General features: G+C 42.1%; 9 protein-coding genes and 1 pseudogene. 8 read left to right on the top strand and 2 right to left on the bottom strand.

Annotation, left to right across the window (positions count from 1 at the left end; translation table 11 throughout):
* Positions 1-14 precede the first annotated feature (14 nt).
* From KIP84_RS13740 to KIP84_RS13720, 5 genes are all read left to right on the top strand, one after another.
* Positions 15-809: an SDR family oxidoreductase gene (locus tag KIP84_RS13740; protein WP_000009978.1), complete on the top strand. Its 795-nt coding sequence runs from the start codon at positions 15-17 to the stop codon at positions 807-809.
* Between the two features lie 15 nt (positions 810-824).
* Complete coding sequence (locus KIP84_RS13735) at positions 825-1616, top strand: aspartate dehydrogenase (protein ID WP_126645470.1); 792 nt, start codon at positions 825-827, stop codon at positions 1614-1616.
* 13 nt (positions 1617-1629) lie between these two features.
* Positions 1630-3096, top strand: a complete 1467-nt coding sequence (locus KIP84_RS13730; protein ID WP_005803007.1) for an aldehyde dehydrogenase — start codon at positions 1630-1632, stop codon at positions 3094-3096.
* Positions 3097-3134: 38 nt separating this feature from the next.
* Positions 3135-4775 carry a thiamine pyrophosphate-binding protein gene (locus KIP84_RS13725; RefSeq protein ID WP_016141928.1) on the top strand — a complete coding sequence of 547 codons (1641 nt, stop codon included), beginning with the start codon at positions 3135-3137 and terminating at the stop codon, positions 4773-4775.
* 155 nt (positions 4776-4930) lie between these two features.
* Positions 4931-6127 carry a hypothetical protein gene (locus KIP84_RS13720; protein WP_213688743.1) on the top strand — a complete coding sequence of 399 codons (1197 nt, stop codon included), beginning with the start codon at positions 4931-4933 and terminating at the stop codon, positions 6125-6127.
* 62 nt (positions 6128-6189) lie between these two features.
* Here KIP84_RS13720 and KIP84_RS13715 read toward each other — a convergent pair whose 3' ends face one another.
* Complete coding sequence (locus KIP84_RS13715) at positions 6190-7488, bottom strand: MFS transporter (RefSeq protein ID WP_213688742.1); 1299 nt, start codon at positions 7486-7488, stop codon at positions 6190-6192.
* A 234-nt stretch (positions 7489-7722) separates the two neighbouring features.
* Between KIP84_RS13715 and def the strand changes: the two are divergent.
* Together def and KIP84_RS13705 are read left to right on the top strand one after the other, a co-directional pair.
* Positions 7723-8205, top strand: a pseudogene (gene def, locus KIP84_RS13710) (peptide deformylase).
* Between the two features lie 178 nt (positions 8206-8383).
* Positions 8384-9706, top strand: coding sequence for a glutaminase (locus KIP84_RS13705; RefSeq protein ID WP_213688741.1), 1323 nt, complete (start codon positions 8384-8386; stop codon positions 9704-9706).
* Here the strand turns inward: KIP84_RS13705 and KIP84_RS13700 are convergent.
* Positions 9673-10461, bottom strand: coding sequence for a helix-turn-helix transcriptional regulator (locus KIP84_RS13700; RefSeq protein WP_213688740.1), 789 nt, complete (start codon positions 10459-10461; stop codon positions 9673-9675). The two genes, KIP84_RS13705 and KIP84_RS13700, sit on opposite strands and share 34 nt — an antisense overlap.
* A 106-nt stretch (positions 10462-10567) precedes the next feature.
* On the opposite strand from KIP84_RS13700, the gene KIP84_RS13695 reads away from it, so the two are divergent.
* Positions 10568-11788: an MFS transporter gene (locus KIP84_RS13695; RefSeq protein WP_213688739.1), complete on the top strand. Its 1221-nt coding sequence runs from the start codon at positions 10568-10570 to the stop codon at positions 11786-11788.
* Positions 11789-11840: the final 52 nt, after the last annotated feature.

Here is an 11840-nt window from a genome sequence, read left to right as displayed (position 1 = left end):
AGAGATTAAGGATTATGAGCTTCCAAGTTGAAGGAAAAGTTGCAGTTGTTACCGGTGGCTCATCTGGGATTGGGCTGGCTGCTGTTGAAATACTGGTTGCAGAGGGTGCAAAAGTTGCTTGGTGTGGTCGCGATGAAGAGCGTTTAAATGCTTCAAAGCACTATATTTTAGAAAAATTTCCACATGCCAATATTTTTACCAAAGTATGCAATGTATTGAAAAAAGAAGAAGTTCAGCAATTTGCCAAAGAGGTCAAACTCAATTTGGGCAATGTGGATATGCTGATTAACAATGCTGGACAAGGCCGTGTTTCAAATTTTGAAAATACACAAGATGAAGACTGGATGAAAGAAATTGAGCTGAAATATTTCAGTGTTTTACATCCGGTACGGGCTTTTCTCGACGACTTAAAACAGTCGGCAAATGCCTCAATTACCAATGTGAACTCGTTATTGGCATTGCAACCAGAGCCACATATGATTGCGACGTCATCTGCACGCGCTGCACTGTTGAACTTAACCCATTCTTTGGCACATGAGTTTACTCAATATGGCGTTCGCGTGAACTCGATTTTACTTGGAATGGTTGAATCTGCGCAGTGGAAACGCCGTTATGAAACCCGTTCAGATTTAAATCTGTCATGGGAAGAGTGGACAGGCAATATCGCAAAAAATCGTGGCATTCCTATGCAGCGTTTAGGTCGTCCAGAAGAGCCTGCACGTGCTTTAGTTTTCTTGGCATCACCATTGGCATCTTACACCACAGGTTCGGCAATAGATGTCTCAGGTGGTTTTAACAAACATTTATAAATATTAGGTGCTGTCATGAAAAAGTTGATGATGATTGGTTTTGGCGCAATGGCAGCAGAAGTGTATGCCCACTTGCCTCAAGATCTGCAACTCAAATGGATTGTCGTGCCATCTCGCAGCATTGAAAAAGTGCAGTCACAAGTCTCGTCTGACATTCAAGTGATTTCTGATATTGAGCAATGCGATGGTACGCCAGACTATGTCATTGAGGTGGCAGGTCAAGCAGCAGTGAAAGAGCATGCTCAAAAAGTTTTAGCGAAAGGCTGGACCATTGGTCTGATTTCGGTGGGTACTTTGGCTGATAGCGAGTTTCTGGTTCAGCTTAAACAAACTGCCGAAAAAAATGATGCACATCTGCATTTACTGGCAGGAGCTATCGCAGGTATTGATGGTATTTCTGCGGCTAAAGAAGGTGGTTTGCAAAAAGTCACTTATAAAGGCTGTAAAAGTCCAAAAAGCTGGAAGGGCAGTTATGCAGAGCAGTTGGTTGATCTAGACCATGTTGCTGAACCTACAGTCTTTTTCACTGGAACTGCGCGTGAAGCTGCGACCAAATTTCCAGCCAATGCCAACGTTGCAGCAACGATTGCGCTTGCAGGGCTTGGAATGGATGAAACCATGGTTGAGTTAACTGTTGATCCAACCATCAACAAAAACAAACACACCATTGTGGCAGAAGGTGGTTTTGGACAAATGACTATTGAACTGGTGGGTGTGCCGTTGCCAAGTAACCCAAAAACATCAACTTTGGCTGCGCTTAGCGTGATTCGTGCTTGTCGCAACAGCGTAGAAGCAATACAGATTTAAGAGGGATTTGATCATGGCAAAGGAAATTTATATTGCAGGTGAATGGCGATTAGGCCGTGGTGCAGTCATTCAAAGCCTGTTTCCGGCAGATCAGTCGGTAAACGCTGAGCTTTCAACAGCAACGCTTGAAGATGTAAATGAAGCAATTGAAAAAGCGGATCAGGCTTGGCGTCAACCGAGCTGGAGAAATAGCTTGCCGCATGAGCGCGCACGTATTCTCTACAAAGTTGCAGATATTATTGAAGCGCGTGTAGATGAATTAGCAAAATTACAAACACGTGATAATGGTAAGCCTTTAACAGAAACTCGTGGGTTGGTGATGAGTGCGGCGGCAACTGCACGCTATGTTGCGGCGGCTTGTGAAACGCTGAACGATGAGCTCACCACTCAACGTGCTCCAGACTTTATGACCATGAGCGTGCATGAACCAGTAGGTGTTGTGGCAGCAATTACCCCTTGGAACTCTCCAATTGCGAGTGAAGTTCAAAAGCTTGCTCCAGCTTTGGCAGCAGGAAATGCCGTAGTGTTAAAACCAGCAGAAGCAACTTCACTCATTGCTTTAGAGCTTGCCAAAATTTTTGAAGAAGCAGGTTTACCAAAAGGCTTACTCAGTGTGTTAGTGGGGCGTGGTTCTGTGATTGGTGATGCTATTGCTCAGCACCCATTGGTTCGTAAAATTTCTTTTACAGGTGGAACAACCACGGGACGTCATTTGGCACACATTGCCGCAGATAAACTGATTACTACTTCGCTTGAGTTAGGTGGTAAGTCACCAACCATCGTTTTGCCAGATGCGGATGTCGAACTGGCAGCTAAAGGTGTCGCGTACGGTATTTTTAGCTCGGCAGGCCAAGCGTGTATCGCAGGTTCTCGCTTGTTTATTCATAGCAGTCTTTACGATCAGTTTTTAACGCGTTTGGTTGAAATTACCAAAGGCTTACGTGTGGGCCATCCAGAACAAGCTGGTGTGCATTTAGGTCCACTGGTCAATGACAAACATTTGCAGTCAGTTGACCGTTATGTGCAGCTTGCTAAAAGCGAAGGTGGTCAGGTTCTAATTGGTGGTGAAGCGCTTACGGCTGGTGACTATGCCAAAGGAAGCTATTACTTACCCACCATTATCACGGGCTTAAATAACAGTGCTCAAACCTGTCAGGAAGAAATTTTTGGTCCTGTTTTAGTGGTTATGAAATATGACAACGAGCAAGATTTAATTGCCCAAGCCAATGACAGTTGTTTTGGCCTTGCTGCAGGTATCTGGACTGAAAGCTATCGCAAAGCTTGGCGTATTGCACGTGCCTTAGAAGTGGGAACGGTATGGATTAATACCTACAAAAAATTCTCGATTAGTGCGCCGTTTGGTGGCTTTAAAGACAGTGGAATCGGACGCGAAAAAGGCCGTTTGGGCATTTTATCGTACATGCAACAAAAGAGTATTTATATGGGGCTGAATGAACAGCCTAACCCTTGGTGCGATTAATAAATTCAAGGACTGAAAACAAATTTTGAGGAATAGACATGACTGAACGTGTAAATGTAGGCGAAGCAATCGCAAGAGTTTTAGAAGCGCACCAAGTTGATAGTATTTATGGTGTTATTTCCATCCACAATTTACCTATTGCCGATGCAGTAGGGCGCCGTGAAAAAATGCGCTTTGTCGCAGCTCGTGGTGAAGCGGGTGCGGTTACTATGGCAGATGCACACTCACGCTTTAAAGGCCTAGGTGTAGCGTTAACCAGTACGGGTGCTGGTGCAGGTAATGCGGTGGGTTCACTCATTGAAGCAATGAATGCGGGTAGCCCTGTATTGCATTTAACAGGTCAAGTTGAGCGTGAATATCTCGACCGTGATGCAAGTTTCATCCATGAAACTAAAGACCAACTTACATTCTTGCGCGCATCAAGCAAAGCGGCGTTCCGTATTACCAGCCCAGACAATGCTGTTGGTGTGATTCGTGAAGCCATCCGTGTAGCAACCACAGTTCCAATGGGACCGGTAAGTGTTGAACTGCCGATTGATGTGCAGGCAGCAGAAATTGATTTGCCACTTAACTTAGGGCCAGTCAAAGCACTTGAGTTGCCACAGGCAGAGCAAGCTGAAATTGATCTTCTTGTCAGTGAAATCAAAAAAGCAAAACGTCCGATTTTCTGGATTGGTGGTGGAACTTTAAATAGTGTTGCTGAAGTTAAAGCAATTGCAGATTTAGGTATTCCGGTTGTTTCATCTACACATGGCCGTGGGGTGTTGGCAGATGATCATCCACGTAGTTTAGGTGCTTTTCATAACTCAGCAGGTGTTGAGCAGTTATTAAAAGATGCTGACTTAATGGTTGTGGTGGGTTCTCGTTTACGTAGTAATGAAACTAAAACTTATTCGGTTGAATTCCCTGAAAACATTATTCAGGTGGATGCCAACCCAGTGGCTCAGCAACGTAATTACAAAATCCGCAACTTCATTTGTGGCGATGCTAAAGATGTCTTAACACGTGTGTTGGAACAGCTTCAGGGGACTTCAAAAGTTGATGCTGATTACGATGCTGCTGTAGTAGCGGCTAAACAGGCTGCAATTGATGCACTGCGCAAACAAATCGATCAATACGCTTTAATTTGTGATCACTTACGTGCAGCTTTACCTCAAGACGGTATTTTTGTACGTGACATCACTATGTCGGGTAGTACATGGGGCAGTCGTTTATTCCCTGTACAGGCACCAAACCAGAACATCCACTCACTTGCGGGTGCAATTGGTTTAGGTCTTGCAACAGCAATTGGTGCTTCAGTTGCTAATCCTGATAAAAAAGTAATTGGTTTAGTCGGCGATGGCGGCTTAATGCTGGGTATTGGTGAAATTGCAACTATGGTGCAAGAAAACACCAACATGGTCTTAATGATTATGAATGACGGTGGTTATGGCGTAATGCGTGGCATTCAAAATAACTACTTCGGTGGTCGTCAGTATTTCAATGAATTGCATACACCTGACTACAAACTCCTTGGCGAATCAATGGGTGTGAAAAGCTGGAAAGTCGGTAGTGCAGATGAGTTTAAAACGGTTATTCAAGAGGCTGTTGCTTTTGAAGGGCCAACCGTGATTGAGCTCGATATGAACTCGATTGGACCATTAAACTTCGCGGGTCCACCGCAAAAGAAACTGTATTAACCAGTTTGGATGGTTTAGTACATATGCGATGGGAGCTGCTAAGCCATCCTTTTTTTAGATAAATTTTTTTGTCTAAAAAACAATAAAAACGAAGTTTTACAGGTAAAACAAATAAAGTTCCAGCAGGACGCTGGAACTCAATCAAGGATGTAGAGATGAAAAAGACTTCATTGATCATGGCATTCATTGCACCGCTTACGCTGGGGGTAAGCGTCAATGCATTTGCAAAAGACTCATTGCTTGAATGGAAAAGTGATGACGGCACCGACTCATTAAAGTTAGGTGGGGTGGTTCGGTTAAATCAACGCTATGAAGATTGGGAAGGGCCAAACCGTGGTTTTGGTAAGCTCCATTTTGATATTTTCAGGGTTGATCTCAAAGGTAAATTTGATGATGCCTATATCAATACCAGCTATATGGTTCAAGACCAACAGAAAACGTCCATTGAAAAAGCATATGTTGGCTATAACTTAGATGCCAATAACAGCATTGAAGCAGGTCTAGTTTATAAACCTTTTACGATTTATCCTTATCCGCAAAATGGCTGGACCTATCACATTCCATTCTTTTTAGGTTATGGCAATAACATTGCACCGGGGATCAACTGGAATTATCACAACAAAGATTGGGATGTAAAACTCGGTTATTATCCTCAAATGTTAGAGACGAACCTGCGTTATTCCCCTGAAAGTGCAACTTATGATGACTTGGCAGGAAATGCATTTCCATCTCAAAAAGCCTATCAAAATGAAAAGCGCAATCAGGTGAATACCCGCATTGTTCGCAAGTTAGAAACTGATTTCGGTAAGCAAGAGTTTGGCGTGTCGGGTGCAATTGCTCAGTTACATAATGATATTACCGATAAAGACGGTAAATATTATGCAGTCGGTTTGCATACTGAAAATAACTATAAGCGCTTTAACTTACAAAGTTCGGTCATTCACTATCAGTACGATGCTAAAAATCCGGATGGCGTAAATAGTGATATGACTTTGATGGGGGCGAATGGTCTTACGCCAGCCTATTTCATTGCTTCGGAAGGTACGATTGCCAGTTTAAACCTTGCCTATACGTTGCCTGTGACCAATATGGGCAAGCTAAAAGCCATTAAGTTTTATAATGACTATAGTTATCTCGATAAAAAACGTGATGATTGGTCCGACTCGCAAATGAATACCACAGGGATGATGTTTATTGCTTCACCATTTATGGTTTGGGCAGATTATACGTGGGGTAAAAACTCCAACATTATTGGTGGCTCGACCAATTCAACAGGATATACCTCTGCAACCTCGCCAAACAGTGATAAATGGCTATACCGTATTAATTTTAATATCGGTTTTACTTTCTAAAGTAAGCAGCATTAAAAAAACCACGCAATCGGCGTGGTTTTTTATTTAATAAGTGAAAATTTTTAATACCTGTTTTTTTCAAACTTATTCCAAAATACAAAGGCAGTCACAAAGGCCAAAATAGTCAATGCGAAAATATAATACATCGCACCAATATCACTATATTGACTGAGCCAATGCACTAAAGGCAGGGTCATACCACCAACAATTGCATAAGACAAATTATATGAAAATGAAATGCCCGAGAAACGCACAGGCGCGGGAAACATTTTGACCATACTGCTCGACACCATGCCGACAGTACCAGAGCATAGACCCAACAGCATATATAAACCAAAAATGGTTGAATGTGCCGCGTGCCCCAAACTGTTATAAAAAACTGCTGCTGTGAGTGCCACGGCAAGTGCACCAAACATCATGACTTTGCCACAACCAAAACGGTCAGCAAAATAGCCTGCAAAAATACAACCGACCATTTGCATGATAATAGCTGCACTTTGCATTTCAAAAGTCTGTGCGCGCTCAAAGCCAAACGTACCAGTTAATAAATTTGGCATGGCTAAAATCACCACCACCACACATCCCGTTAAAAACCATGTAAATAACATGCCAATTGCAACGGCTGTTTTATGCGTTTTTAATACTTGTTTTACAGGCATTTCTTTAGAAATTTCTTTACGAGCCTGCATGGCTTTAAACACAGGCGTTTCTTTTAAATAAGTTCGTAAATAAAGTGCAACCAGACCAAAGATACCACCTGCAATGAAAGGAATACGCCATGCCCAGTCATGGATTTGTCCTTCACTAAAGTTTAGTGAAATCCATAGAGACATCAGTGCGCCTAGTAAAATTCCTAAAGACAGCCCAGCGGTGAGTAAACCATTTGCCAGTCCAATTTTTCTTTCAGGAACGTGTTCAGACACAAAGGTCCATGCAGCTGGAATTTCCCCTCCAATTGCGATACCTTGCACCACACGCATAAGTAACAAAAGTAGCGGTGCCAAATATCCGATATTTTCAAAGGTAGGCAATATCCCGATAAACAGGGTAGGCAGCGCCATCAGTAAAATAGAAAGTGAAAATAATTTTTTACGCCCGACCAAATCACCAAAATGGGCCATGACAACCCCACCTAAGGGCCTAAAAAAGTAACCTGCTGCAAAAATACCATAAGTGTTGAGCATGGCCCAAAACGGACTAAGTGTGCTGGGGAAAAAGAGGTCGGAAATGATTTTGGCGTAAAACACATAAATCACAAAATCATAAAACTCTAAAGCTCCACCCAATGAAGAAAGGGCGAGGGTTCGTTTATCTTCTTTATTAAGATAGTTCGCATCCTGCAAAGTTAATTCCTGATCCATTTTTTACTTAATTGTTGTAATTGAAGTTTGGATATTAATGGAAAAGTGAAGTAAAAGTAAATGGAGGAAATTTGTTCTATGTGGCAACGTCGATTGGACCTGCTCAGATCAAAAAGCTTTAAAACAAAAAACGCTTTAGATGAAACAAAAACAGATGTAGGAATGGCTTTTCTTTTGTTTCGTTCAGCGACACAATAAAACTTGTTATAGCCAGTTTAATGAGAGAGTCAAAGGATGAGTGTAGTTTTACCTGTCGCGAAGCGTGGTGAAGATATTTTGAAACTGACTGCGGCCCCTGTGTCGGCAAATGAGTTAAACAGTAATTGGCTTTATCAGCTTGCTGACGCTATGCATGCGACAATGCTTGAGCGTAATGGGGTAGGAATTGCTGCGCCGCAAGTGTATATCTCTAAACGCGTCATTATTGTGGCGTCTCGTCCAAACCCACGTTATCCCGATGCACCTGAAATGGAAGCAGTGGTCATGGTGAATCCTGAGATTTTAGAGTTCTCAAACGAGGTTTGTTTAGGTGAATAAGGTTGCTTAAGTGTGCCAGACGAGCGGGGGCAAGTTGAACGCGCAGAGATGGTTAAGGTTAAATATTTAACACTTCAGGGTGAAGCAGTTGAAATGATTTTCCATGGTTTTCCTGCTCGTATTGTTCAACATGAAGTCGATCATTTAAATGGGATCTTATTTGTAGAAAGAATAATCTAATCTTTAGTTTAAAGTTTTGAAAAACCTATAATGAGCTTGAAAAGGATAACTCATCGGAATTAGAATACTTATATCGTGATATTTAAATCATTACAAAAGATATAATTTTAATATTATCAGCAGGTTGTGCTGAAATTTTGCGCGATGTTGTAAATCTCCTCATTTAAGGTTACTGACCATGAAAACCCCTCTCCCAGAATATTTGGCAAATGTTATAGAAGCCTGTGACATCGATAACAGCGGTCATCTCGCCGATTATATTCCTGAGTTGGCAAATGCAAACCCAAATCGATTAGCTTTAGCAATGTCTACGGTAGATGGTGAAATTTATTCGGTCGGCGATGATGATGTTGAATTCACCATACAATCAATTTCTAAACCTTTTGTATATGCCTATGTTTTACAACAGCTTGGCATTGATGCAGTACTTGCGAAAGTAGGGGTAGAGCCTTCTGGTGAAGCCTTCAATGAAATTTCATTGGGTAAAGATGGTCGTCCAAAAAATCCGATGATTAACTCTGGCGCAATTACTGTACATTCCTTGATTCAGGTCAAGCATGGTTTACATAGCGCAGAAATTCTACGCCGTTTTATGAGCGAGCTTGCTGGTCGTGAATTAAGTTTTGATGAGTCTGTTTATGATTCGGAAGTCAAAACAGCCTACCGTAATCTTTCGATCGGTTATATGTTGCGTACGGTGGGGATTTTGGAAACTGACCCTGTCGATATTGTGAATGGTTACATTCGTCAATGTGCGATCATGGTTACAGTTAAAGACTTGGTACGTATGGGCAGTGTACTTGCCAATGGCGGGGTCGACCCTAAAACTGGAAAGCGCCTATTAAATCGATCTGTAGTTAGACAAGTCCTCAGTGTCATGATGAGCTGTGGTATGTACGATGCAGCGGGTGACTGGCTTTCAACTGTAGGTATTCCTGCTAAAAGTGGTGTAGCAGGCGGTATCTTGGGTGTGCTACCGGGGCAGGTCAGTATTGCTGCTTTTTCACCTCGACTAGATGAGCATGGTCATAGTGTTCGAGGTATCGATATTTTAGAACGATTATCTCGTGACATGGGATTACATCTCATGGAAGGTACACCTTCTGCCCAGACCATTGTACAAAGCCATTACCGTACAGGAAAAGATGCATCATTAAGTGTATATGTGCTTCGAGGTGTATTGAAATTTACCGAAGCTGAAATGTTGTTGCGTATTTTACAAGACGAGACAACTGATCAAAGCACAATCGTTATTGATTTAACCCAGATTTCACTTATCCACGATGTGGGTAAACGTATGTTTTTAGAAGGCGTAGATCGTCTGATTGATGACGGCCATACTCTAGTTTTAGTCGACCCTGAACAGCGCTTAGATCATGCCAGAACTGGTAAAGATCGAGAACTGCATGTCTATCATGATTTCGATGATTTGCTCGAAAAGCATGACCTACCTGCAAAAAAAAAGACTTATAGCGACATCGCGGCACTTCTAAACTGCTGAGGTGTTTTTCCTAGATGTCGCTTAAACATTGCACTGAACGCGCTGGGGTTTGTATACCCCAGTGATTCTGAAATTTGAGCAATAGATTCACCATTCGCGATTTTACTTAACGCAAGTGCAATATGCATTTGTTGCAACCATGCCCGATATGACAGCCCAGTTTCCTTTTGGAACATACGCATTAGGGTTCTGGAACTCGCACCAATATCATCAGCCCAATCTGTTAAATCTTTTGAACTGTCAGACGTATGTAATAACTCTTGGCAAATTTTTAAGAGTCTTTTGTCTTTCGGCCACGGAATCTGAATAGGCAATAAATTGGCCCGATGTATTTCTTCAAAAATCAAAATTTGTAAAGAACGGGAAAGCTCTTGAGAGGTTGCTGTATTTGGAGTTTCCTCACGTTCAATTTCATTTAAACGAATCAAAAGCTCATGCAACAGGTTGCTCACCCGAATAATAAAACAATGTTGTCCCATTAAAGCTGCTGCATTTACTTCAACCAATGCCGTATTTAACTTCACGTGACTCAGTGAAATCACGCTGTGCTCTACATGTGCTGGAATCCATAACGCGCACATGGGCGGCACAATCCACACATGATTAGGCGTAAAAACTTGAATGTTGCCAGTAGAGGCATATAAAAACTGCGCACGCGTATGCGTATGGGTAGGAGTGATTTCTCGGTAAGAATGCTCAGAAGATAGCCCAATCACAAGTTCAGACAAATCAGACTGAATAAGAGAATCGGACATAAACTATCCTAAAAATTGTCACTTATACGATGATTATTGGAAGATAACTTTATAAGCGACAATTTACAATAAGCATCTCATTTAAAAATATTGGAGTTTTTCAGGTATGACGTCTTCAATACAATTGAAAGATGGTATTGCCAATACCGTTGCAAATGATCAGCCTCAAGGAATGATTATTAAAATTGTAGGCGCCGTGGCAGTCGCACATTTACTGAATGATTTAATTCAGGCGGTGCTACCAGCTATCTATCCAATGCTAAAAGCAAACTTTTCGCTGAGTTTTGCGGAGGTTGGCCTAATCTCGTTTGTATACCAGATTACAGGTTCACTGCTACAGCCTTGGATTGGACTATATACCGATAAACATCCAAAACCATATCTTCTTCCACTCGGAATGGTCGTCACATTCTGCGGTATTATTTTGTTAGCATTTTCACCAAGTTTTGCTGTGTTGTTATGTGCATCTGCGCTTATTGGTGTAGGGTCTGCAACATTTCATCCAGAAGCTTCACGGGTGGCACGAATGGCATCGGGCGGGCGCTTCGGTACAGCTCAATCAACTTTTCAGGTGGGCGGAAACACCGGTACAGCCATTGGTCCATTGTTGGCAGCTTTACTGATTGTCCCGTTTGGACAGCATGCAGTTGCGGGCTTGGTGATATTTGCACTTTTGGCGATTTGGGTTTTATTTGGTGTAAGCCGTTGGACTGTGAGTCATGCTAAAAGTCAGGTGGTTGCACGTGCTACCCAAGCACATAGTAAATTGCATGGCCGTAAGCTCATTATTGCTTTGAGCACAATTAGTGTGTTGATGTTTGCTAAATTTACCTACATTGCTAGCATTAGTAACTACTTTACCTTTTACTTAATTCAAAAGTTCCATGTCAGTATTCAAACAGCTCAGTTGCATTTATTTGCCTTTTTGGCAGCCGTTGCTTTAGGTACATTTGCAGGTGGTCCAATTGGTGACAAAATTGGCCGTAAAGCAGTGATCTGGGTTTCATTTGTTGGTATGGCACCGTTTGCATTAATGATGCCGTATGCAAACTTATTCTGGACAACAGTTTTTTCAATTATTGCAGGTTTGGTGTTGTCATCTGCTTTTGCAGCGATGGTGGTTTACGCACAAGAAGCTGTTCCGGGCCGTGTAGGCATGATTGCAGGTTTAATGTTCGGTCTGATGTTCGGGGTAAGCGGTATTGCCGCAGCGGGCTTAGGACATTTAGCGGATATTAACGGCATTGAGTGGGTATTTGGTTTATGTTCATTGTTGCCATTACTTGGCTTTGCAACTGCATTTTTACCCAACACAAAAGTTAAATAAATAAAAAGACTCTCAGCCATATTTAGCTGAGAGTCTTTTTAATATGAACGTA

It is taken from the genome of Acinetobacter sp. BHS4, from assembly GCF_018454425.1.
In the GTDB taxonomy this organism is placed as follows: domain Bacteria; phylum Pseudomonadota; class Gammaproteobacteria; order Pseudomonadales; family Moraxellaceae; genus Acinetobacter; species Acinetobacter pittii.
This window is presented reverse-complemented; position numbering and strand designations above follow the sequence as displayed.

Bases quoted from the DNA above. Each gene is read 5' to 3' on its own strand.
- KIP84_RS13735 (WP_126645470.1), top strand. From the start codon at position 825: ATGAAAAAGTTGATGATGATTGGTTTTGGCGCAATGGCAGCAGAAGTG.
- KIP84_RS13720 (WP_213688743.1), top strand. From the start codon at position 4,931: ATGAAAAAGACTTCATTGATCATGGCATTCATTGCACCGCTTACGCTG.
- KIP84_RS13740 (WP_000009978.1), top strand. From the start codon at position 15: ATGAGCTTCCAAGTTGAAGGAAAAGTTGCAGTTGTTACCGGTGGCTCA.
- KIP84_RS13705 (WP_213688741.1), top strand. From the start codon at position 8,384: ATGAAAACCCCTCTCCCAGAATATTTGGCAAATGTTATAGAAGCCTGT.
- KIP84_RS13700 (WP_213688740.1), bottom strand. From the start codon at position 10,461: ATGTCCGATTCTCTTATTCAGTCTGATTTGTCTGAACTTGTGATTGGG.
- KIP84_RS13730 (WP_005803007.1), top strand. From the start codon at position 1,630: ATGGCAAAGGAAATTTATATTGCAGGTGAATGGCGATTAGGCCGTGGT.
- KIP84_RS13715 (WP_213688742.1), bottom strand. From the start codon at position 7,488: ATGGATCAGGAATTAACTTTGCAGGATGCGAACTATCTTAATAAAGAA.
- KIP84_RS13695 (WP_213688739.1), top strand. From the start codon at position 10,568: ATGACGTCTTCAATACAATTGAAAGATGGTATTGCCAATACCGTTGCA.
- KIP84_RS13725 (WP_016141928.1), top strand. From the start codon at position 3,135: ATGACTGAACGTGTAAATGTAGGCGAAGCAATCGCAAGAGTTTTAGAA.